Raw genomic sequence first — 21,655 nt, 5'->3', positions numbered from 1 at the left:
GCTAACTGGCTTACCGTACAGCTATCGCAACAGCAGCCAGTGCTGCCGGAAGGGACCAGGCCCAGTCTGCCGCCAATGAAGCTGCTGCCGCGGCGACGACACATCCGAGCAGGAACCCGAACAAGCGACCCAGCGAACGATTCAGCGGGGTTGAATCGTGCGGCAGTAGCGGATGTCGGTCTGTCAGCAAGTCCATCGCTGACAGGACCGCGTTGGCCAGATTGCCGGTCATCACCGCGGTCGAGATCGCGCCGGGCACCGCCAGGCGGAGCAGGGCGTACTGGCAGGCCATGGCCGACACCGCGATCATGGCGGCCGTGCCGGCCAGCAATCCCACCGGATCGGCCGATGCCTTGGTGATGACGCAAAAGATCAGGAGTGCGACCAGAAGCAGGAATTGAACCAGGAGCAACAGTCGCGCCAGGCTCGGACCGCGCCGGCGCGAAGCCTGCGCGACCAGCCAGACGCTCCCCAACGCCAGCATGAAGACAGGAATGGCCAACAACTGCGCCCAGTGAAACGAGCCGCCCTCCACGGCGACGCCGGCGGCCAGCACGATATTGCCGGTCACATGCGCCGTGAAGACATGACCCAGGGTGAAGAAGCCGGTGGCATCGACCATTCCGGCGATCATGCTGAGCAACAGCGGCAGCCGCGCCTCCAGGCGCGACAGCTCCGCTGCGTCATCCGCCGAATCCGGTGTCCTTGCGAAGGTGCGGGAGTCGCTCGCGAGCATGGACATCTTTGGCCGCTCCGGCTATTGCGCGGTCCAGCCGCCATCGACGGAGATCGTTGTTCCCGTGATCTGGTCTGCCGCCGGCGAACACAGAAAGGCGACGGTGCCTCCGAGTTGCTCCGGGGACGCAAAATCGAGAGACGGTTGCTTTTCCGACAGCAACTCCTCGACGGCTTGCTGTTGACTGATGCCGCGTTGCGCGGCCATGTCGCCGATCTGCTTTTCGACCAGCGGCGTACGCACCCAGCCGGGGCAGACCGCATTGCAGGTAACGCCGCTTCCGGCCGTCTCAAGCCCGACCACCTTGGTCAGGCCGACCAGCCCGTGCTTGGCGGCGACGTAGGCGGCCTTGTGGGTCGAAGCGACGAGGCCGTGGGTGGAGGCGATGTTGACGATCCGTCCCCAACGCTGCTTTTTCATCTGAGGTACTGCTGTCGCAATGCCGTGGAACGCCGCCGACAGATTGATTCCGAGGATCGCATCCCACTTGGCAATTGGGAACTCATCAACCGGAGCGGTGAACTGGATGCCGGCATTGTTCACGAGTATGTCGAGGCGACCGAATTTCTCGATCGTCGCGGTGATCAATCCGCGTACGGCTTCGGCTTTCGACATGTCGGCGCCGTCATAGACGGCCCGGACACCGTGTTCGCCTTCGATCCCTTGGCGGATCGTCTCGATCTCGCTTGCGTCGCCGAAGCCATTCAACACCAGGTTGGCGCCGAGCCGGGCCAGCTCCTTCGCGATTCCCAGCCCGATGCCGCTGGTCGAACCGGTGACGATGGCCACCTTGTCCTTTAACATGGGAATTCCTTTGGTCGCCTGGTCGAAGTTGATGCGGGGGTTCATGGTCGTGCTCCCTTGGGTGCGGTTGGAACGAATGATCAGTGGGCGCCGCCGGCACTGAGCTGGCCGGGCTTCTTCAGCATCATGGAAGCTGCGAGTGCTACGACGAGCGCGGCACCGAGCAGGAAAAACATGTCGCTGAAGGCGAGGATGAACGCCTGCTTCTGCACGATCTTGCCGATCGCGACATAGGCGCGGTGCGCGGCATCGCTGCGATCGATCACGCCGTGGCTGATGAAATACTGTGTCAGCTTCTCAACTCTTGCCTGAGTCGCCTGCTCGAGCATGGAAACCGACTGCATCAACACGTTGGAGTGATACTGTTCGCGCTTGGTGAGCAATGTCTGCAACAGGGCGATGCCGACGGCGCCGCCGAGGTTACGTATCATGTTGAATAGGCCCGAGGCCGAGCCGGCGTTCTCTGCCTCGATGCCCGCAGTAGCGACCGCCGATAGCGGCGCGAACACGAAGGCCTGACCTACGGCACGAACGACGTTGGGCCAGAACAACTGGTCGGTGGCGTAGTCATTGGTCATGTGGATGTTCATGAAATTGGAAACCGCGAACAGCGCGAAGCCGGCACCGATGATGATTCGGGCGTCGAAGCGCCGCATCAGTTGCGGCACCAGCGGGATGAACAGCAATTGCGGCAAGCCGGTCCATGCCAGCACCATGCCGATCTGCTCGGCGTTGTAGCCCTGGATACGCGACAGATAGACCGGCAGGATAAACACCGAACCGTACAGCGCGATGCCGAGCAGGAAGTTGGCGAGGATACCGAAGCCGAAGTTGCGACGAGCCAGCAGGCGCAGATTCAACAGCGGCTTGCTGGCGGTCAGCTCGATCCATAGGAAGGCTGACAGCGCAACCGTGGCGATAACCGACATCTTGACGATGAAGGGCGAGCCCAACCAGTCGTCCTTGTTGCCCTCTTCCAGCACCGTCTGAAGCGCGGACAGGCCGATCGACATGGTAACGATGCCCGGCCAGTCGCCTTCGCGAAGCAGCGACACATTCATCGGTGCTGGCTCCAGGGAGAACCACAGCATCGCAATCATCGCCGCGCCGGGCACCAGGTTGACGTAGAAAATATATTCCCAGCCCCAGTTCTCGGTGAGATACCCGCCGATCGTGGGGCCGATCGCGGGGGCGAATGTCGCTGAGATCGCAAACAACGCGAGCCCGATCGGCTGCTTCGCCTTTGGCAGCAGCGTGATGATGAGCGTGAACGCCATCGGGATCAGCACGCCGCCGGTAAACCCCTGCACGGAACGCAGCACAATCATCTGCGGCAGGTTTTGCGCCAGTGCGCAGGCCGCCGAGAACAGCAGAAACAGGACCGCGTTGGTGAGAAGATACACCCGGATCGAGAACACCTGGGCAAGCCAGCCGGAGAGCGGGATTACCACGATCTCGGCGATCAGATACGAGGTCGAGATCCAGCCGCCGTCGTCGGTTCCAGCACCGATCGCGCCCTGGATGTCGGCGAGTGAGGCGTTGACGATCTGGATGTTCAGTACCGCCATGAAGGCGCCGAGCGTGGCGCCGCCCACTGCGATCCAGGTTTTTGCGGAGACGGCAGGAGCCTTCGGGGCTTCGGCGGCGAGCCGGGGATCGCTGGCGGGAACGCCGTTATTGGCGGTTTGCAATGTGGTCATGATGGTTCTCGTCGGATGCGAGGGGCGGGCGATCGGCGCCGTTCAACTGCGGGGCCCGGCGGCCCGCGAGGCGAGGCGCTTCCCGGCTTCACGCTCGGTGACGACCGTTGCCTTGGTGTCGACGGTCGGCTCGGCCGACATGCCCGGCCGCAGCAGGCCCTTCAGGTTGTGATCGTCGAGCACGATCTTCACCGGCACGCGCTGCACGATCTTGGTGAAGTTGCCGGTGGCGTTGTCGGGTGGCAGCAGTGCGAACTCGAGGCCGCTGGCCGGCGAGAGGCTATCGACATGGCCCTTGAGCCGGGTCGAGTGGAAGCTGTCGATTTTGAGCTCCACCGGCTGGCCGTTGCGCACATGGGTGAGCTGGGTCTCCTTGAAATTGGCGACGACATACACGGCGTCGAGCGGCACCACCGCCATCAACTGTGTGCCGGCCTGCACGAATTGACCGACCCGCAGCGAGCGCGCGCCGACTGTGCCGTCGACCGGCGCGGTGACGGCGGTGTAGGAAAGATTTAGCGCCGCCTGCTGCTCCATCGCAGCCGCGCGGTCGCGCTGCGCGATCGCCTGCGCCCGCTGGGTGGTGAGGACATCGACCCTGCGTTCGGCTGCCAGCAGGCCGGACTTCGCGTGCTGCCATTGCGCGTTGCTGGCACGCAGCGCCGCATCGGTTTGCTGGGCGCGCTGCACCGTGCCGGAGCCGGTCTTCATCAAGCCGTCGTAGCGCGCCTGCTCTTCCTGTGCGAACTTCAGGTTGGCTTCAGCGGCGGCGATATCGGCGATACCTTGTTCGATGATTGGCTGCTGCAGGGCGAGCTGTGCATCGAGATTGCGGACGGCGGCTTCGCCCGCCGCAACGTCGGCGTCGGCCTGGCGGAGCGCCGCGCGAAAATCGCGATCGTCGATTTTCGCCAGCAACTGGCCGGCCGTCACCGGCTGGTTATCGCTTACCAGCACCTGCGCGATGTAGCCGGAGACCTTCGGCGCGATGATGGTCGAGTCGGCTTTGACATAGGCGTCGTCGGTGGTTTCCAGATAGCGGCCGGTGGTGAGGTAGTAGTGGCCGAAATCGGCTCCGGCTGCGACCCCGAGCGCCGCCGCCAGCGCCAGGGCGGCACGTTTGATCGCTTGCCGTGAGGGGCGAAGGCTGATTTTGGCTTTTTGTTCCTCGGTATAGGCAAGTGTGGACATGGCGTTCTCCCAAATCTGGAGGGCGTTGAAGCTCAGTCGCGGCGATGGACGTCGTGGGTGACCATGCCGAGTTCGTGGGCCGGCCGGTCGAGGCGTTGCGGCTCGGCCAGCGTGCGGCGGATGTCATCCAGCCCGCTCTGCCAATGCGTGCGCATCGCACTCAACCCGAACTCGTAGTCCCTGGAATGTCCCTCGTAGATCTTGGACTGGTAGATCAGGTGGATGATGTTGTAGGAGCGATGACGGGCCAGATCGGCAATCGCCCGGATTTCCGGATCGTCCTTTGCGCTGGCCGGCAATTTCTCCATCGTCCGTTGCAGCGCCTGACGCATTTTCTGCATCCGCGTCATGTGATCGGTAATGGCGCGCGTCCGGCTGGAATATTGAATGTCTTTCTGCCGGCTCGACACTTCCATCATGTCGTGGGGAACGCGACCCATCGCCGACCAGAGATCGATCTGGAATGTCAGCGTGTCGCGCGGCTCGCCGGACAGCACGCGGGAGAGGGGTGTGTTGGAAACGACGCCACCGTCCCAGTAGTGCTCGCCGTCGATTTCAACGGCGGGGAATCCCGGAGGAAGTGCGCCGGAAGCCATGAAATGCTTCGCTCCCAGCCGGCGTTCGGCGGTGTCGAAATAAGTCAGGTTGCCGGTGCGGACATTGACCGCGCCGACGCTGACGCGCGTTTCACCCGAGTTCAGGCGGTCGAAGTCGACCAGTCGCTCCAGCGTCTGCTGCAACGGTGCGGTGTCGTAGAAGCTAGTCGCCGCATCGCCTGAGAACGGGGACCAGAGCGGCGACGGGAACCGCGGCTTGTAGAAGCCGGGCTGGCCTTGCACCAGCGCCCGCGTTGCCGCCAGCGCGTTGCGCACCGAGCTGATGTCGAACGCAAAGGGCAAGGCATTGGCGAGCCCTTCGCCGGCGGGCCACTCGATCGAGAAGGCGCAGATGGTCTCCCAGAATTCGCGCAGCCGCTGCACCCGTTCGCCTTCGGGCGAGCCGGCGATGACGGCGGCGTTGAGGGCGCCGATTGAGATGCCGGCCAGCCAGTTCGGCCGGATGCCAGCCTCGTGCAGACCCTCATAGACTCCGGCCTGGTAGGCCCCGAGCGCGCCGCCGCCTTGCAGCACGAGAGCTACGACATCGTAGGGCAGCGGTCTGGTTTGCTGCGTCGCCGGACTGATCTGCTCGCGTATCACGTTCAACATGGCCAATACTCCCTGCATTGCGGTTGACCCGATCACCCGGCATTCGCTTCGATCAGGATTTCGGACCCGCTCCCGCGTCGACGTGCGGCAGCGCCAGATGCCAGGTAGTCGTGGACCACCGTGCCTAGCCCAAGCGTCAGGTCGGCAACGATGTGCTTGGCCGACAGCACCTGGAGAACCGGCAACTCGGCGACGGGAGCCAAGGCATGCGAATACAGGTCCAGTGCCGCGGGTCCGGTCCATGCGCCCTTTACCGTGATGTCTTCGAGGTGGTAGCGGACCAGCTCGCAGATGCGCGGGGTGCCCTCGACATGCGGGATGATCTTGAGCAGGAAATTGGGTGCGGCGAGCTTGCCGGCTTCGATCGCGGTGTCGAGCGCGCGGTGCTTGTAGCCCATGGTGCCGGTCGCGATCCGCACCGAGCCATAGTTCAAGGTGCCGACCAGCGTGTCGATCTCGACCGCGAGCTTTGGTTGCGCCAGCTTCTTGGGAAAGCCCCACAATTCGCGTCCGCCGGCGATCGGCGGATGATCGTTGAGAAACATCTGATGGGTGAAGCTGCCGGTCTCACCCCGGTAGGACACCGGGATGACCTGACCGCTTTCGGTGTAGTCGCCGAAGCCGGTCGAGTCGGGCATGCGGATGAATTCGTAATTCACCACCGGCTCGGTGAGTTCGAGCGGCTCGGGCACGATCCGGCGCAGCGCCTCGGGATCGGTCTGATACTGGATGATGAAGTACTCGCGGTTGACGAAGCGGTAGGGGCCGGGTGGAAAAGCCGGGTTCGTCAGCGGCATGGCGAAGGCCTTCGTTCGCACGGTCTCATGTTTCATCGCGGTCGAGCTCCAGGTTGATCGATGTTGAGCGGGCCGCGCTCTGGCGCGGAAGACACGGCCCGTATCGGATGAGCGCTTGCTGCGCGCTTGCCGGCACTAACCCGACAAGCGATCAGTAATCCCAGAAGGCCGGCACCCAACGAAACGCATCGCCCGCTGTGGCCACATGGCCGACGGACGGGAACGGCATGTGCGTGGCGACCAGCAGTCCGCCGGTCTCCGCCAGCTCTCGCAAAAGGCTGGTACGCGCACGGGCGGCTTCCTCGGGGTAGTGTTCGAAGCCGTTGTGCCAGTCGGGGTGTTCGAACCCGACCGCGAACACGAGGTCGCCGGCGAATGTCAGCCGGTCGCCGCCGGACGTCAGGCGAACGATGCTGTGCCCGGGGGTGTGACCGCCGGTGCGGTGGATGACCACGCCCGGCGCCACTTCGTGCTCATCCTCGAAGAGCCGAAGCTGGCTGCGGTATTCTTTCGTGAACCGTTTGGCCGTGGCGCGAAGCGCATCCGGGAAGCCGTCCGGCATCGAGACGTGGGAGAAATCGGGCGACTCCCAGAACTTGACCTCGGCGGCCGCGACGTGGATCTGCAGGTCCGGACGCAGTTGCTGCTTCACGCCGTCGACAAGCAGCCCGCCGACATGGTCCATGTGCATGTGGGTGAGCACTACGTCGGTCACGGAGGCGAGATCGATACCGGCGGCCTCCAGCCGATGGATCAATTGCCCGGCCCGGGGCAGCGGAAATTCCGCCCCCATGCCGGCGTCGATGAGGATGGTCCGGCCGCCGCTCCGCACCACGACCACGTTGAGTGCCCAATCGAAAGCGTCCGGTGGCAGAAAATTTTCTTTCAGCCAGGCCTCGCGGACGGCCGGCGCAGCGTTGTGGGCCAACATCGCGCCCGGCAGCGTCAGCACGCCGTCGCTGACCACCATCACGTCAATCTCGCCGATCCGCAGCGCGTAGCGCGACGGGACCAATTCATCGGGCACCTTGTTGCCGGTGTATGAGGGATCGTGCAGGTTCATGTTTTCTCTCCTGTTAAGTGGCTGGGTGCTGGCAGGTCTTGTTTGGGCAGGCCGCGCAGCCAGCGCGGAGCGCGGCCTGCTTCACGTCGCGGGCTAGAAGAAGCCGCTTACATCGCCCACACGCTCCGGATCGGCCGAGGCGAGGGCGGCGGCGCGTTCGGCCTTCGGCGGATAGATCCAGACGGTGTTGATCTCCTGCTTGGTTTTCTTGGCGGTATCGCCGACCATCGTCACCTCGCGCTCCCAGCCGCGGGTGAACACCGCGTCGGCTTCGCCGAGGTCGAGGCAGGTAACGTATTTCTCCTGGTGGTAGCGTTTGGTCGGAACGCCGAGCAGTTCTGCGGCGGCGTTGTGGCCGGCAAAGGCGCCCATTCGCGTGGCGTGCTGGCACGACATCAGCGCGAAATTACCGTCATCGTCGCAGGCGGCGCGGGCGGCATCGCCGGTGGCAAAGACGCCGGGTACCGACGGCACGCGCAAATCACGGTCGACCAGCAGCCGGCCGGAATTGTCGCGCTCGGCGGGGACTTGTGCGGTCAACGGAGCTGCGCGAATGCCGGCCGCCCAGATCACGGTCTCGGTCTCGATGTGTTCGCCTGAGGTCAGCGTAACGCCCGATTTATCGAGCGAGGCGACACCGACGCCGAGCCGGGTCTCCACGCCGCGCTTGTGCAGGGCGTCCTCAATGACGGGGCGGGGGCGTTCACCCATGGCGGGAGCGATAGCGCTGTTTCGGTCGACGATGATGACGCGCGGCTTGACGCGCTTGCCGAAAATAGCGCGAAGCCGCGTCGGCAACTCGGTTGCCGCCTCGATGCCGGTGAACCCGCCGCCGGCCACGACGACGGTGTCGCGCCCGTTCAATGCCGGCCGGTCAGCCAGGCCATGCAGATGCCGGTCGAGGGCAATCGCGTCGTCGAGCTGGTCGACGCTGAAACCATGTTCGGCAAGGCCCGGAATATCAGGACGCGCCAGCCGACTGCCGGTCGCCACCACCAGCCGGTCATAGGACAGGCTCTTCTTCACACCCTCGGCGGCGACGATTCCCACCACGCGCGACTGGGTGTCGATCGTCTCTGCGCTGCCTTGCACATAGACGACGTCGATGGCCTTGAGCACACCCAGCAGCGGCGCGGTCAAGGTCTCGGGCTTCGATTCGTAGAGCCGCGGGCGGACCACGAGCGTCGGCTCGGGCGAAACCAGCGCGATCTCGAGCTGTTCGGGCGAAACGCCCTGGATGTCGCGCAGGCGGGCGGCGGAAAGTGCGGCGTACATGCCGGCGAAGCCGGCGCCAATGATGACAAGTCGCATGTCGTTACTCCTCTGGTTTGACTTCTCGAACCTACGCGCGCGTCACCGTTGCCGCTCCCGCATCCGGGGATGGCTCGTAGCGATCGGTGACGACGCGAATACGTGAAACGAAAATTGTCGGGCGCTTACGGAGCGCTGCAGTCCGGCGCTAGTATCGTTGGACGTTCGCAGGAAGCCTGACAGCCGCGCGACGCCCGGGCGAGCTGAAGGGTGATCGGTTCGCTGGCCCTCAACGGCCAGCCGTCGCGCAAAACAGGGGCGCCATCTCTGGTTACGATCGACGTTGCGGGCAGTGTCGGAATTTCAACTTCCTCGCCCGTAGCTGAAGTGAAGCGCACGCTGAGTGACAGTCCGTACACCAGCGCGGTCGCAACGACCTTCCGTCGCGGTACGATTGCAAGGAGGGCGACACAGTGCTTCCAGGCCATTGTTCGTCTCCGTCCGTTGTCGATGTTCGATACCGCAAATCTACGGGATCGGAGTTGTGACCGCGCCAGCGCGATTGACGCGGTTGCAGAGAGATTGCTGTTACCGGATGCGCCGGCGCCAATCGCTCGGGGTATTACCCGTCAGCTTCTTGAACGCTGCCGTGAAAGCAGTTTGCGAAGCATAACCGAGCTCTGCGGCCACCAGCTCGATCGATGCGTCGGTATCGCGCAGCATGTTCATGGCCCGCTCGAGTCGCTGCTGGCGCAGCCAGGCGTGCGGTGAAAGCCCGGTGCTATCCTTGAAGGCGCGACAGAAGTGGAAGCGCGACAGGCCGGCATCCGATGCGAGCGCCGCCAGCGAAACGTCAGCATCGTTGCCCGAGCGCAGGCGTTCGATCGTTCGGCGGAGCGCATGGGGCGACAGCCCACCCACGGCCGGCTCGAACGTGACGGCTGTGCCGGTATGCGCAGCCAGCAGACGCGTGGCCAGCAGATCCGTCAGCTGCTGCCTGAACAGGGCATCAAGGGACGAATTGCCGTCGAGTACATCCGCTGCGCTCATCAGCAAGCTGGATGTGATGGCGTCGGGATGCCCCGTCCGTTCCAGCAGTTCGCCGGGAGCGGATGCGTCGGCTTCGCGGGCTACGCGTTCGAGCGTGGTGCGCGGAAGATAGAGCTGGATGACATCGACGGGGCCGGGAATATCCCATTTCGAGCTTGAACCCGCCGGAATGATCGTCACGACTCCGGGACGCGCCGTTCCAGTTGCCAGCGATTTCCCGCTGCGCCGCTCCAGACGCTGAACGCCCGTGGGGTAAGCCATGATGACATGGTCGGCCATGGGCTCGACCACGTCGTGCAACGCCCCGTGCTTCCAATGCGCGATGGCGCCGTTGGCAGGGTCTGAAGCCATCTGTACCGGCGCCGTCTTGAGCACACGCGCCATCTCGACTTCGGCAGCGCGCCGCTGGGCGGCCGGCCAACCGTCCTGGTGCGCACCGGCTGCGCCAAGCAGAGCCTCCAGGGGATCGTTCACGATCGGTTTCTTCATGAAACTATCCTTGCGTTGCTACCGCGCGCCTCGTCGCCAATCGGTCGGAGTTTCTCCGGTCAACCGCCTGAAGGCGGCCGCGAATGCCGTCTGCGAGGCATAGCCAAGCTCGGCCGCCACCGACACGATGGATGTGTCGGTGTCGCGCAGCATGTTCATGGCTTGCTCGAGGCGATATTGCCGCAGCCATGCGTGAGGAGAGAGCCCGGTACTTTCCTTGAAGGCGCGACAGAAGTGCGAGCGCGACAGGCCGGCATCCGAAGCGAGAGCTGCAAGCGAGACGTCGGCGTCGCTATCCGAACGCAAGCGTTCGATGGCGCGAAGCAGGACATTCGGCGAAAGCCCGCCGATGATCGGCTGGAACGCGGTGGGCGAAGCGGTGTGCGCGGCCAGCAGGCGCGTCGCGAGCAGGTCGATGAGCTGATGCCTGAACAGCGTATCGAGAGCGGAGTTGCCCTCCAGCCCGTCGGCCGCGCTCAGGAGTAGTCGGGATGTAACGGGGTCGGGATGCCCGGTTCGCTCCCGGAGATCGACCACAGTGGTCGCGTCGGCTTCGCGGGCCACGCGCGCGAGCGTTGTGGTCGGGAGGTAGAGCTGAACGACATCCACGGGTTTCGGAATATCCCACCGCGAACTCGATCCTTCCGGAATGATGATCACGGCTCCGGGACGGAACGTTCCCTTCGAAAGCGATTTTCCCGAGCGCCGCTCCACGTGCTGCACCCTGCCATTGTAAGCCATGATGACGTGGTCGCTCATGGGCTCGACGACATCGTGCAACGGATCATGCTTCCAGTGCGCAATTGCGGCTCCAGAGGGGTCCAACGCCATGCGGATCGGTTCGGTGTGGAGGACGCGCGCCATCTCCGCGTCGGCGGAACGCTGTTCGGCGCTCGTCGATCGGCCCTGACGCTCGCCGGACGCGGCCGAAGGATTCTCATGCGCGGAATCGTGCGAGATCGGCTCGCTCATTGGGGTGCTCCCTTCGGAGGGGGACTTGCGCTGGCGTCGCCTGGGGCGACTTGCGGGCCGGTGTGAAGCCATTGCTTCCGTATGCCCGAATTGATCCGCGAGGCGCCGCGAACTCTCGCTGCGCGATCTAGGCGCGTGGTATTACGGGGTCTTTCCCAAAGCGGCCGCGATTTGTCTGATTCTGCTCAAAGCGCTCCGCGCCGCATTTCGTGATCGGCTGGAGTTCCGATTGACGCCAATGGCAAGGTTGCCATCGAACGCGATGGGTATTGAAATCACTTCGAAAAATTACTTTGTGACAATTAAGGCGGCCGACGATCACAATCACGGTCGACGTTCACCGCGACCTAGACCTCCGCACTCCGATACCGGATAATGCGTGCCGACATGACGGGTGGCGGTGAGACGAGCTGCCTGGTCAACTTCGGACGGGCCGGTCGAAATGGCACAGGCGAGCACCTTCGGACAGAGGGTCAGACAGCAGTTACACCTGACGGATACGCCGCCCTCGCTGATCACGCGTTCGCTGCGCGGCATCGAACTCGCGGCCACCGAAACCCGGAATGATAATCCCGTGCCAGGCCGTTCCGGTTCAGCGGCGGATGAGGCCTATTTCGTCAGTCTGAAGCTTCAGGATTATCCGGACTGCGAACTCTGGGATCATGGCAAGTGCGTCATGAAGACGGATGTCAAAGCCGGTACCACGTATCTGTACGATCTCCGGAGCGATCCGGGCTATATCATCGACAAGCCGTTTCATTCCCTGCACTTCTATCTTCCGCGTTCAGCGCTCGACGGCATCGCCAGAGAATCCCGTGTCCCGCGCGGTGACCTCGCCTGTCAGTTTGGCTTCGGCCATGACGACCAGGTCATGCGTCATATTGGGGCAGTGCTGTTGGAAGCACTGAGTCGGCCGGCAGAGGCCAACCAGCTTTTCATCGATCACATGATGCTGGCGTTCACCGCGCACATCGCGCAGGCCTATGGCGGGCTGCAAAGCACTGCCGGACCCGCTCGCGGGGGTCTTGCCCCGTGGCAGGTAAAGCGAGCCTGCGAACGGCTCGACTCAGACCTTGGTGGGAGGCTATCATTGCAATTGATCGCGGCCGAGTTCGGACTCTCGGTCAGTCATTTCTCGCGCGCGTTCCGAATCTCGACCGGCCTGCCGCCGCACCAATGGCTGCTGCGTCAGCGGGTGAACGCGGCCAAGCAGTTGATGACCGCACGAGACCTGTCGCTGTCCGAAATTGCGATCTCAGCCGGGTTCGCTAATCAAAGTCACTTTACGAAAGTGTTTTCGGTGCAGGTCGGCATCAGTCCGGCGGCATGGCGTCGCGAGGCCGCTGGCGGCTCCGAAGATGATATGTGATCACGGACAGCCCCAGACGGCTGTTTCGTACTCATCGCAATGGTCATGACCTTTGGTCGATCCCGATCAGGTGTTCCGTGCAACTCCACTCAAGGAGGCGGTGCATATGAAATCGTCAGGTTTCTACGGTCAGACCGTGAAGCGGTTCTTGCACCTGGAGCAAGAACCGGTTTCGTTGATCACGCGTTCGCTGCGCAACGCCGAGATCGCCGTCACTGAGACTCGTGTTGATGCGCCCGTGCCACGCCCCTCCGGCGAGATGGGTCTTCAGGATGCGTATGTTGTAAGCCTAAAGCTCAACGACTACCCGAACTGCGAGATTTGGGAGCATGGCAACGCCGTCAAGGCCGATATTCGTGCGGGCGCGACCTATCTGTACGACATGAAGAAGGATCCGCGTTTCATCATCAACAAACCGTTCCACTCGCTCCATTTTTATCTTCCGCGCTTTGCGCTCGACGGTATCGCTGAACAGTCCGGCGCACCGCGCGTGGGTGATCTGCCTTCTCAGCTCGGCGTCGGCCACGACGACCAAGTCATGCGTCATATTGGCGGGACGCTACTGCAAGCGTTGCGCCGGCCAACTGAGACCAACCAGCTCTTCATAGACTACATTATGCTCGCTTTTACCACACACGCTGCGCAGGCCTTTGGCGGGTTGCGATGGCGCGCTCGGGTGCCCCGGAGCGGTCTTGCTCCTTGGCAGGTACAGCGCGCCTGCGAAAGGCTCGACTCGGACCTCGGCGGGATGCTTCCATTGCAACTGATCGCTGCCGAGTTTGGCCTCTCGGTCAGTCATTTCTCGCGCGCGTTTCGAATTTCGACCGGCCTGCCGCCGCACCAATGGCTGCTTCGCCGGCGTGTCGAAGCGGCCAAGCAGTTGATGACCGCGCGAGATCTGTCGCTGTCCGAAATTGCGATTTCGGCTGGGTTCGCCAATCAAAGCCACCTTACAAAAGTGTTTTCGGCCCAGGTCGGCGCCAGTCCAGCGGCATGGCGCCGTGAAGTGCAGGGCACCGAGGATAGCGAAAGCTGATCATTCGATCACCGGCGTTGCGCCAGCGACGTCGCGTAGGCGGCGCGGCGTGCCGCGAAGATCTCATCGGGTGGATAACCGATGCCTTCAGCGAGGGCTGCCGGATCGAAGGCCAATGCGTCGCACACTTCGTTCGCTTCGATTGCGGTGATCACGATCGTGCCGAGGCGCACCGTCTCCCTTTGGTCCTCATCCGGCCATCGAGTCGTGACGTCCAGGATCGGGTCGCCGGGACGGCCGAGCACCGCCATCAGGCTGAACCGGATATCGCGTGCTGCGATCCTGCTTTGCAGATCATCGTGCAGGAAGGCTCCAGGCTTTGTTTCGGCTACGTCTTCGGTCGGCGCAGCCCGGTTGCCGACCGGGACGATCTTGAACTTGATGAACTGTGTCTCGTCACGCCCGTTTGTCGCCGGAAAGGAGTGGACGGCCCAGTAGGTGGTGTCGGCAAAACTTGCGGGAAGCGGATGGGCGGCCATGTAGCTTGCCTGATGCAGGGTCTCGGGATTGGCAGTGGAGAACGCCTCGAATTTATCCGGATCGGGCCGTCCGTCTGGGGTGGGAACGCGCACCTTCAGGTACGCCAGCATTTGTGCAAGTGTCCTCGCATAGTGAACGGGAGCGCTCTGTGTGAGGATGTCGGAACGATGGTCGACATCCCCAAGCCTGAAGCTGAAGCCGCGCAGCACGGGATTGTCCGTATCCGGCATGCGCGAATTGCCGTCTACCGCGAAGCGCGCCACCACGCGCGACGCGCCCGTGAAGCTCCGGGACTTCGTAACTTCTTCAGCCCGGTCCGACGGAATATAGGTGCCCCGGACGCAGCGGCCTTTGGCGAATCTGGCACGTGCCTTTGGAGAGGCGCCGGCCATCGCTTTCAGCGTGTCGACGATGGACGCGGGCGTGGCGCCACCGGTTGGGACCCGGATCATGACGATATCTCCGACATCCTGCTAAAGCGGCCAGGCACGGCAGCCTCGCGGGCGCTGAAAGACCAGCGGCTGCGTGGGCTTCGGTCTCCAGCCCATGCAGAAGATCGGAACGCCGTCCCGGGTCATGATCGAGGCCAGGGGATTTTGCGCGTGCGCCGGTTGCGGCGGAATCTTCGTTGCTTCATCTGCCGTGGAAGCGAAGCGTACCGTCGCTGACAGGGCGCACATGAAGGTGGCGGTGAGGACTTTCGGCCGTGATGCAAGGGTCGCAGATTGGTTGACGAGGTTTTTCCAGATCATCACGCGTCCCTTCGTGGTTGACGTCGACGCAGTGATGGTAGGGAAATGGCTCGCCGCTGCCCCAGAGCGATTGACCCAATTGTAGAGCGATTGCTGGCAGTTGCTGGCGGTCGGGAACCGCGCTGCGCGAGCGTTGCCGGTCATTCCTGGAGTTTGCCGAAATAGCCGCTGCTGGACGCGCGCTAGCTCAAATGGCTCTCGATGGATCCGAGCGAGAGTTCGGTTTCTTCAGTTGCCGATAGGGTGTCGAAATCCGATTCACTACTGATCGACACTGCTGTTTCGGCAGCCATTGCCCCACAATGACGGCAACGCGTCGCAGTGATGCCTCGCAGGCACATCGCGCTGGCGTGGATGGATTGGGAGTGAGGGCAATGTCCAACATCGCATATATTGCCGTGGTTACGGGCGGCTTGGCGATCACATGGGATCGGCAGCTATACTATTCTCGCGAAAATAGTATAACGGAAGGCAACGGCAAGAAAATGTGGTAATCTATTGAAATCACTAAATTATCGCTTTTCCGTAGCCCCCATGATGGATTGGAGCGACCGGCACTGCCGGGTGTTCCACCGCCACCTGACGCGGCGGGCGCTGCTCTACACGGAGATGGTGACGACGGGCGCCGTCATTCATGGCGACCGGGAGCGGCTGCTTGGGTTCGACGTGAGCGAACATCCCGTGGCGCTTCAGCTTGGCGGCTCGGATCCGCGCGAGCTGGCGCAGGCTGCGCGGATCGGCGAGGCGTTCGGCTACGACGAGATCAATCTCAATGTCGGCTGCCCGTCGGACCGCGTGAAGGATGGCCGCTTTGGCGCCTGCCTGATGGCGGAGCCAGAGCTGGTGGCGCGGTGCGTCGATGCGATGAAGCGGGCTGTCGCGGTTCCCGTCACGGTGAAGTGCCGTATCGGCATCGACGACCAGGATCCGGAAGTGGCCCTTGATGCGCTTGCGCGCGCGGTGGTCGCCTCCGGCTGCGACGCACTGATCGTGCATGCCCGCAAGGCCTGGCTCAACGGGTTGTCTCCGAAGGAGAACCGCGACATCCCGCCGCTCGACTATGAGCGCGTCTATCGGCTCAAGCGCGCGATGCCTGACGTGCCTGTCATCATCAACGGCGGCATTCGAGGCCTCGACGAAGCGAGAGCGCATCTCGAACATGTCGACGGCGTGATGCTCGGCCGCGCCGCCTATCAGGACCCGTGGCGGCTGCTCGGCGTCGATCGGGAGATCTTCGGCGAGGCGAGCCCGCACGCGACCGTGCAGGACGCGCTCGAGGCGATGATGCCCTATATCGAGCAGCAGCTTGCGCGCGGCACGCGGCTGCACGCGATCACGCGGCATTTCGTCGGCGCATTCCATGCCGTGCCCGGCGCGCGGGCCTTCCGCCGCCATCTGGCCGAGCAGGGGGTTAAGGCGGGCGCCGGCCTCGAGGTGCTGCGCGATGCGATCGCGCGCGTCGGTGCGCGTGCGCCGGCGGAAGAAGCGGCCGCCTAGCCCCGTTCCTGCGGGCCGATGGGTTGTTTCAGAGGTCGATGCGTTGACGCGCCACCGCTCGAGAGACGCTCGCGGATTGTGCGATGTTGCCGTTGTGCCGGTGTTTTGCCCGACGTGTCAAAAGACTCCTGAGAGGCGACAATCGTTGGCCCGCGTAAGCCCTTGTTCTGACGAGCCTCGGCTACTGTGCATGGGGTTGTTTTCGCGTTTTTGGGTTGGCCGCACCAACAAGCAGGCACGCGCGGTGCAGGGATTGAGTCACGGCCCGTGTGAAGCGAGGCAGTCGGCACCCGCGCGGCGGTTCTTGCGGATGCTCTAGTCAAGCGCCGTGCGCGAGCGGCGATGGCTGCTCTGAAGCTCGGGATAGCCGGTCAGCATCAGCTTGTCGGCGCGCACCCCCCAGCTCTCCAGGCGGTCGAGGAAGCTCATGCCGAGCAAATTGGTCTTCATCTGCCCGCGCTGGACGACGAGGGCCGGCACCGATTTTTCGACGAGATGGCCGACGGAGAGACGGTCGAGGGTGAGGCGGGCTGCCTTGGTATGTCCGCCCGCGGTTTCGAGGTCGACATCGTATTCGAGCATCTCGAGCGGCAGCCCGATGGCTTTCGCGGTTTCCCAGGTCAGCACCACCGACGTCGCGCCGGTATCGATCACCATCGGCGCGGCGATGCCGTTGATCTTCGCGCGCAGCGCGAATTCGCCGCCCTGGCCGCGTGGGATCTGCACGGCGGGAGCGGGCGTTGCCGTCTGCGCGCGAAAAATGTGGGAGACCTTGTGGCTGGCGCGCGCGATCTGCTCGGGGTCGCCATAGGCGACGACCGCGCCTGCCGTGCCTGCAAGCATGACGAGAACGAGCAGGAAGCGGATCATCGCGCGCCTCCGCAGGCGAGCAGGCCGGTCAGGTGCGTTTCGGCGATGCCGCGATCGGCGCCGGTCCAGCTTCCGTCATGCGTGCCGGCAACAGCGCCATGACCGCGAGCCGGTCCGCGCTTTCCATGGCGTGCCAGCGCGCGATCTCGGGCAAGGTCCGGCCGCAGCCGAAGCACAGCTTGGTCCTGGGATCGATCATGCAGACGGCGACGCACGGCGTTTCTTTGCTCATTCGGACATAGTGGGGGATTGTCGGGCATGTCTGCAAGCATCTGGTTAGGAGCCTGTACCTGCGCTCATGATCGGCTTGTGGCGCGGCCGGCGCTTCTCCTCGGGCAGTACGGAACTCTCCGGCTGGAGCGGCGGGGAATCATCCGACAGCGGCGCCAGCGCGCTCATCACGCGCTCCGGCGGGAAGGTGACGATCACCTCGGTGCCGATGCGCAGCTTCGATTTCAGCGTGAACGTGCCGCCATGCAGGTCGATCAGATTCTTGGCGATCGGCAGGCCGAGACCGGCGCCCTGTTCGGCGGACTTGATCGAGTTGGAGCCCTGGCCGAACGAGGCGAGCACGACCGGGATCTCGTCCTCGGGAATGCCGGAGCCGGAATCCCGCACCGAGAGATATTGTCCGCCCGAGGCGGTCCAGCCGGCCTTGAGCCAGATCTCGCCGCCTTGCGGAGTGAACTTGATCGAGTTGGAGAGCAGGTTGAGCACGACCTGGCGGATCGCGCGCTCGTCGGCCCACAGCCGCGGCATGGCCTGCTCGAACACTTCGTGGATGGTGATGCCGCGGCTGGAGGCGCGCAGCTTCATCAGGTGATGGCAGTCGGCGACGATGCCGACCAGCGACACCGCTTCTTCGTTGAGCTCGTAGCGGCCGGCCTCGATCCGCGACAAGTCGAGGATCTCGTTGATGAGGTTGAGCAGGTGCACGCCGGAATTATGGATGTCCGCCGAGTACTCCTTGTACACCGGTACCGCATGCGCGCCAAAGATCTCGCTCTTCATCACCTCGGAGAAGCCGAGGATGGCGTTCAGCGGCGTCCGCAGCTCGTGACTCATCTGCGCGAGGAAGCGCGACTTGGCGACGTTGGCGGATTCGGCGCGGTGGCGGGCCTCGTCCGAGATCGCCTTGGCCTGTTCGAGCTCGCCGATCAGCGCGTCCTTCTCGGCGCGCGCTTCCAGCGTGGCGAAGGTGGAAGAGTGCAGGCGGTGCGCCAGCAGCACGAAATAGCCTTCGGCGGCGAGCGCGAGCGCGGCCAAAATGTAATTGTCCAGCGAGCCGGTCATCACGAAGCTCAGCGCCATGGCGACCGCGACCGGCGCGGTGGCGGCAAGGGCTGCGATCGGCAAGTTCGCGGCGAGCATGCTCGACACTGCGATCACCAGCAGCATCAGGAACATCATCAGCGATTCCGTGACCATGTCGAGCACGGGATGGATCAGGATCGCCATCCAGCACAGGCCATAGAGCAGGTCGAGCACGACGAAGCGCGTCCGCCAGGCGCGCGTCGCCGCGGGCGAGGCGGGCTCGGTCAGGAAGCGCCGGCAACTGCGGGTCATGGCGCTGTGGATGCAGAGCATGCCGGCGGTCCAGGCCGCGGCCGGGATCGGCTGCATCCACAGGCCGAACAGCACGCCGGTCGCGACCACCAGCAGCATCACGACATAGGAAGCCGACAGCCGCGTCTGGGCGTATTGGCGCAGCATCTCGGCGTCGAAGGCCGGCCGGGTTCCACTGGTCGACGTTAACTTGTCCCGCGCCTCGCGCACCCGCTGCGCCGCAGCCCTTCGGCTGCTCGCCGATGGAGCGCTCACCGGCTCGGCCGGAAGCTCCACAACCTCAGGCTTTTCAGCGGGGTTACTCATCAAGCAACACGATTCCTGCCCACGCCGGACGCGGGCCTTCTGCATTGTCTATCTCTGGCAAGAAATCCTTAAGAGGTGACTTAAGGAGCTAAAGAATTACGTTAACCCGGCGTTAATTTTGGATCTCGCCTGCGCCGTCAATGCAGCGCTGCGTACTGGGCGATGTAGACCATCGCGCCCGCCAGATACCCCACCAGGGCGGGGCCTGCGATGCGGCGGGCGTACCAGAAGAACTCGATCTTCTCGAGTCCCATGGCGGCAACGCCCGCGGCCGAGCCGATGATCAGGATCGAGCCGCCGGTGCCGGCGCAATAGGCGATGAACTCCCAGATGAAGCTGTCGGGCGGATGTTGCACCAGATTGTACATGCCCATCGTGGCCGCGACGAGCGGCACGTTGTCGATGATGGCACTCAACAGGCCGAGCAGGATGACGATGACGTCGAGACGCCCGACCGTGGCGTCGAGCCATTTCGCCAACAGTTCCAGCACGCGAGCATGCTCCAGGCATGCGACGGCCATGAGGATGCCGACGAAGAACACGATGGAACTCATGTCGATGCGCGTCAGCGCATGGACGAGGGTGAGGGGACGGCGCGCATCCTCGTCCTTGTGGCGGTGAACGACCTCGCCGACCAGCCAGAGGATGCCAAGCCCGAAAAGAATACCCATGAAAGGCGCAAGGTGCGTCACGGCCTTGAAGACCGGAACGGCGACCAGGGTGCCAAGGCCGAGATAGAACATCAAGTTGCGCTCGAACACCTCGACCCTGAGGGCCTGTGCTTGGCCTTGCAGCGGAGGGACGATCTCCTTCCCCTTGAGCGAATAGCCGATGACGAGCAGCGGTATCAGCAGGTTGAGCAGTGAGGGCAGGAACACCGATTTCATGATGCTGAGGGGAGTGATCTGCCCTCCGATCCAGAGCATCGTCGTCGTGACGTCGCCAATCACGGTCCAGGCGCCGCCGGCATTGGCCGCGATGACGATGATCGAGGCGAACAGCAGGCGATCGCTCCTGTTGCCGATCAGCTTCTGGATCAGCGAGATCATCACGATGGTGGTGGTGAGATTGTCGAGGATCGCGCTCAGGAAGAACGTCACGAAGCCGATGATCCACATCAGCGTGGTTTGCTTCGTGGTGCGGATGATCGAGGTGATGACTTCGAAGCCGTTGTGGGCGTCGATCACCTCGACGATCGTCATGGCACCGATCAGGAAGAAGACGATCTGCGCGGTCGAGGCGACGGATTCGTCGAGCTGATGGTTGACGAGCGAGGCGTCGCCGACGGACAGCGCGTAGATCGTCCAGAGCAGGCCCGCTCCCAGGAGAGCCGAAGCGCTCTTGTTGACGCCGAGCGGGTGTTCGAGCGCGATGGCCGCATACGCAACGATGAAGACGACGGCTATCACGCTCAGCAAGTCAGTCCCCGCGGTGTTCGTTCTTCGGCTCGATGCGCTTGCAAGCCTCGACGCGGCGCCGCGTCAAGGCCGGGGGGACGGTCGCAGCTGCCCGGCAGCGACCGTCGATGCGCTCCTCAGCGCTGCAGGCGCGCGAGCAGGCTGGACGTATCCCAGCGCTTGCCGCCCATCTTCTCGACCTCGGAATAGAACTGATCGACCAGCGCGGTGACCGGCAGGTTGGCGCCGTTGCGGCGGGCTTCAGCCAGCGAGATCGAGAGGTCCTTGCGCATCCATTCGACCGCGAAGCCGAAATCGTACTTGTCCTCGTTCATGGTCTTGTAGCGATTCTCCATCTGCCAGGACTGCGCCGCGCCCTTGGAGATGGTCTCGATCACTGCGGCGACGTCGAGGCCGCTCTTCTTGGCGAAGTGGATACCCTCGGAGAGACCCTGCACCAGACCGGCGATGCAGATCTGGTTGACCATCTTCGTGAGCTGGCCGCTTCCGGCGGGCCCGAGCAGTTTGCACATCCGCGCATAGGCGCCCGTGATGATCGGCTCGGCGCCGGCATAGGCGTCCTGCGCGCCGCCGCACATCACCGTCAGCACGCCGTTCTCGGCGCCGGCCTGGCCGCCGGAGACCGGCGCGTCGATGAACCTGAAGCCGGCCTTGGTCGCGGCCGCGTCCAGCTCACGCGCGACTTCGGCGGAGGCGGTGGTATGGTCGACGAAGGTCGCACCCTTCTTCATGCCGGCGAACGCGCCGTCGGGGCCGATCGTGACCGCGCGCAGATCGTTGTCGTTGCCGACGCAGCACATCACGAAATCCTGGCCTTCAGCGGCGGCCTTCGGGGTCGGTGCGGTCTTGCCGCCGAACTTGTCCGCCCATTCCTTCGCCTTGGCCGCGGTGCGGTTGTAGACGGTGACCTCATGGCCCCCTTTTTTCACGAGGTGTCCGGCCATGGGGTAGCCCATGACGCCGAGACCGAGGAAAGCGACTTTAGCCATGTGTGGTACCTTGTCCGTAGCTTGAGTTTTACGGTTGCAGCCGGGCGAGGGCGCCAGGGCGGCGTCCTCCAAGTTCCGCCGCGAGGGCGGATCGGAGGCGCACCATAAACC

General features: G+C 63.8%; 20 protein-coding genes. 3 read left to right on the top strand and 17 right to left on the bottom strand.

What is annotated here, in order from left to right; translation table 11 throughout:
• Positions 1–10: 10 nt before the first annotated feature.
• The 10 genes from GDN70_RS24530 to GDN70_RS24485 all read right to left on the bottom strand — a co-directional run bounded on the left by GDN70_RS24530 (position 11) and on the right by GDN70_RS24485 (position 11,261).
• Positions 11–742 (bottom strand): YoaK family protein, encoded by a 732-nt coding sequence (locus GDN70_RS24530; protein ID WP_028145330.1) that lies wholly within the window; start codon positions 740–742, stop codon positions 11–13.
• A gap of 15 nt (positions 743–757) precedes the next feature.
• Positions 758–1,540 carry a 3-hydroxybutyrate dehydrogenase gene (locus GDN70_RS24525; RefSeq protein WP_028145329.1) on the bottom strand — a complete coding sequence of 261 codons (783 nt, stop codon included), beginning with the start codon at positions 1,538–1,540 and terminating at the stop codon, positions 758–760.
• An 80-nt stretch (positions 1,541–1,620) separates the two neighbouring features.
• A complete protein-coding gene (locus GDN70_RS24520) occupies positions 1,621–3,240 on the bottom strand; it encodes an MDR family MFS transporter (protein WP_152103133.1) in 1,620 nt (539 codons plus the stop codon).
• A gap of 42 nt (positions 3,241–3,282) precedes the next feature.
• A complete protein-coding gene (locus GDN70_RS24515; protein ID WP_028145327.1) occupies positions 3,283–4,431 on the bottom strand; it encodes an HlyD family secretion protein in 1,149 nt (382 codons plus the stop codon).
• 32 nt (positions 4,432–4,463) lie between these two features.
• Positions 4,464–5,639, bottom strand: coding sequence for a patatin-like phospholipase family protein (locus tag GDN70_RS24510; protein ID WP_038946253.1), 1,176 nt, complete (start codon positions 5,637–5,639; stop codon positions 4,464–4,466).
• Between the two features lie 32 nt (positions 5,640–5,671).
• Positions 5,672–6,472, bottom strand: coding sequence for an acetoacetate decarboxylase (locus tag GDN70_RS24505; protein ID WP_028145325.1), 801 nt, complete (start codon positions 6,470–6,472; stop codon positions 5,672–5,674).
• Between the two features lie 115 nt (positions 6,473–6,587).
• On the bottom strand, positions 6,588–7,499 hold the full coding sequence (locus GDN70_RS24500; protein WP_038946254.1) for an MBL fold metallo-hydrolase: 912 nt from the start codon (positions 7,497–7,499) through the stop codon (positions 6,588–6,590).
• 93 nt (positions 7,500–7,592) lie between these two features.
• A complete protein-coding gene (locus tag GDN70_RS24495; protein ID WP_152103132.1) occupies positions 7,593–8,810 on the bottom strand; it encodes an NAD(P)/FAD-dependent oxidoreductase in 1,218 nt (405 codons plus the stop codon).
• 528 nt (positions 8,811–9,338) lie between these two features.
• Positions 9,339–10,289, bottom strand: a complete 951-nt coding sequence (locus GDN70_RS24490; RefSeq protein WP_028145322.1) for an AraC family transcriptional regulator — start codon at positions 10,287–10,289, stop codon at positions 9,339–9,341.
• Positions 10,290–10,307: 18 nt separating this feature from the next.
• Complete coding sequence (locus GDN70_RS24485) at positions 10,308–11,261, bottom strand: AraC family transcriptional regulator (protein ID WP_028145321.1); 954 nt, start codon at positions 11,259–11,261, stop codon at positions 10,308–10,310.
• 442 nt (positions 11,262–11,703) lie between these two features.
• Here GDN70_RS24485 and GDN70_RS24480 point away from each other — a divergent pair, with 442 nt between their 5' ends.
• Positions 11,704–12,630, top strand: a complete 927-nt coding sequence (locus GDN70_RS24480; RefSeq protein WP_028145320.1) for an AraC family transcriptional regulator — start codon at positions 11,704–11,706, stop codon at positions 12,628–12,630.
• Between the two features lie 106 nt (positions 12,631–12,736).
• Positions 12,737–13,666, top strand: a complete 930-nt coding sequence (locus GDN70_RS24475; RefSeq protein ID WP_028145319.1) for an AraC family transcriptional regulator — start codon at positions 12,737–12,739, stop codon at positions 13,664–13,666.
• Between the two features lie 8 nt (positions 13,667–13,674).
• Here the strand turns inward: GDN70_RS24475 and GDN70_RS24470 are convergent, their stop codons facing one another.
• Together GDN70_RS24470 and GDN70_RS24465 are read right to left on the bottom strand one after the other, a co-directional pair.
• Positions 13,675–14,598 (bottom strand): catalase, encoded by a 924-nt coding sequence (locus tag GDN70_RS24470; RefSeq protein WP_038971008.1) that lies wholly within the window; start codon positions 14,596–14,598, stop codon positions 13,675–13,677.
• A 21-nt stretch (positions 14,599–14,619) separates the two neighbouring features.
• Complete coding sequence (locus GDN70_RS24465; RefSeq protein ID WP_028145317.1) at positions 14,620–15,042, bottom strand: hypothetical protein; 423 nt, start codon at positions 15,040–15,042, stop codon at positions 14,620–14,622.
• A 390-nt stretch (positions 15,043–15,432) separates the two neighbouring features.
• Here GDN70_RS24465 and dusA point away from each other — a divergent pair, with 390 nt between their 5' ends.
• Positions 15,433–16,395, top strand: a complete 963-nt coding sequence (gene dusA, locus GDN70_RS24460; RefSeq protein ID WP_244625816.1) for a tRNA dihydrouridine(20/20a) synthase DusA — start codon at positions 15,433–15,435, stop codon at positions 16,393–16,395.
• A gap of 315 nt (positions 16,396–16,710) precedes the next feature.
• Here the strand turns inward: dusA and GDN70_RS24455 are convergent, their stop codons facing one another.
• The 5 genes from GDN70_RS24455 to GDN70_RS24435 all read right to left on the bottom strand — a co-directional run bounded on the left by GDN70_RS24455 (position 16,711) and on the right by GDN70_RS24435 (position 21,544).
• Entirely contained in the window at positions 16,711–17,265 is a 555-nt protein-coding gene (locus tag GDN70_RS24455; RefSeq protein WP_038946259.1) for a TIGR02281 family clan AA aspartic protease, read from the bottom strand.
• 28 nt (positions 17,266–17,293) lie between these two features.
• Positions 17,294–17,497, bottom strand: coding sequence for a DUF1289 domain-containing protein (locus GDN70_RS24450; RefSeq protein WP_038971005.1), 204 nt, complete (start codon positions 17,495–17,497; stop codon positions 17,294–17,296).
• A 44-nt stretch (positions 17,498–17,541) separates the two neighbouring features.
• Positions 17,542–19,137 carry a HAMP domain-containing sensor histidine kinase gene (locus tag GDN70_RS24445; protein WP_028145314.1) on the bottom strand — a complete coding sequence of 532 codons (1,596 nt, stop codon included), beginning with the start codon at positions 19,135–19,137 and terminating at the stop codon, positions 17,542–17,544.
• Positions 19,138–19,274: 137 nt separating this feature from the next.
• Entirely contained in the window at positions 19,275–20,555 is a 1,281-nt protein-coding gene (gene nhaD / locus GDN70_RS24440) for a sodium:proton antiporter NhaD (RefSeq protein WP_152103130.1), read from the bottom strand.
• A gap of 116 nt (positions 20,556–20,671) precedes the next feature.
• Positions 20,672–21,544, bottom strand: coding sequence for an NAD(P)-dependent oxidoreductase (locus GDN70_RS24435; RefSeq protein ID WP_028145312.1), 873 nt, complete (start codon positions 21,542–21,544; stop codon positions 20,672–20,674).
• Positions 21,545–21,655 lie beyond the last annotated feature (111 nt).

Origin of the sequence: Bradyrhizobium sp. TM102 (assembly GCF_009176685.1) — a bacterium.
In the GTDB taxonomy this organism is placed as follows: Bacteria; Pseudomonadota; Alphaproteobacteria; order Rhizobiales; family Xanthobacteraceae; genus Bradyrhizobium; species Bradyrhizobium ottawaense.
Note: the sequence above shows the minus strand (reverse complement) of the source record. Positions and strands in the feature narration are given on the sequence as shown.

Coding starts and splice junctions, on each gene's coding strand:
- GDN70_RS24465 (WP_028145317.1), bottom strand. CDS start 15,042: ATGACCGGCAACGCTCGCGCAGCGCGGTTCCCGACCGCCAGCAACTGC.
- GDN70_RS24515 (WP_028145327.1), bottom strand. CDS start 4,431: ATGTCCACACTTGCCTATACCGAGGAACAAAAAGCCAAAATCAGCCTT.
- GDN70_RS24480 (WP_028145320.1), top strand. CDS start 11,704: ATGGCACAGGCGAGCACCTTCGGACAGAGGGTCAGACAGCAGTTACAC.
- GDN70_RS24470 (WP_038971008.1), bottom strand. CDS start 14,598: ATGATCCGGGTCCCAACCGGTGGCGCCACGCCCGCGTCCATCGTCGAC.
- GDN70_RS24485 (WP_028145321.1), bottom strand. CDS start 11,261: ATGAGCGAGCCGATCTCGCACGATTCCGCGCATGAGAATCCTTCGGCC.
- GDN70_RS24495 (WP_152103132.1), bottom strand. CDS start 8,810: ATGCGACTTGTCATCATTGGCGCCGGCTTCGCCGGCATGTACGCCGCA.
- GDN70_RS24435 (WP_028145312.1), bottom strand. CDS start 21,544: ATGGCTAAAGTCGCTTTCCTCGGTCTCGGCGTCATGGGCTACCCCATG.
- GDN70_RS24490 (WP_028145322.1), bottom strand. CDS start 10,289: ATGAAGAAACCGATCGTGAACGATCCCCTGGAGGCTCTGCTTGGCGCA.
- GDN70_RS24520 (WP_152103133.1), bottom strand. CDS start 3,240: ATGACCACATTGCAAACCGCCAATAACGGCGTTCCCGCCAGCGATCCC.
- GDN70_RS24500 (WP_038946254.1), bottom strand. CDS start 7,499: ATGAACCTGCACGATCCCTCATACACCGGCAACAAGGTGCCCGATGAA.
- GDN70_RS24455 (WP_038946259.1), bottom strand. CDS start 17,265: ATGATCCGCTTCCTGCTCGTTCTCGTCATGCTTGCAGGCACGGCAGGC.
- GDN70_RS24445 (WP_028145314.1), bottom strand. CDS start 19,137: ATGAGTAACCCCGCTGAAAAGCCTGAGGTTGTGGAGCTTCCGGCCGAG.
- GDN70_RS24525 (WP_028145329.1), bottom strand. CDS start 1,540: ATGTTAAAGGACAAGGTGGCCATCGTCACCGGTTCGACCAGCGGCATC.
- GDN70_RS24530 (WP_028145330.1), bottom strand. CDS start 742: ATGTCCATGCTCGCGAGCGACTCCCGCACCTTCGCAAGGACACCGGAT.
- GDN70_RS24505 (WP_028145325.1), bottom strand. CDS start 6,472: ATGAAACATGAGACCGTGCGAACGAAGGCCTTCGCCATGCCGCTGACG.
- GDN70_RS24475 (WP_028145319.1), top strand. CDS start 12,737: ATGAAATCGTCAGGTTTCTACGGTCAGACCGTGAAGCGGTTCTTGCAC.
- GDN70_RS24450 (WP_038971005.1), bottom strand. CDS start 17,497: ATGAGCAAAGAAACGCCGTGCGTCGCCGTCTGCATGATCGATCCCAGG.
- dusA (WP_244625816.1), top strand. CDS start 15,433: ATGATGGATTGGAGCGACCGGCACTGCCGGGTGTTCCACCGCCACCTG.
- GDN70_RS24510 (WP_038946253.1), bottom strand. CDS start 5,639: ATGTTGAACGTGATACGCGAGCAGATCAGTCCGGCGACGCAGCAAACC.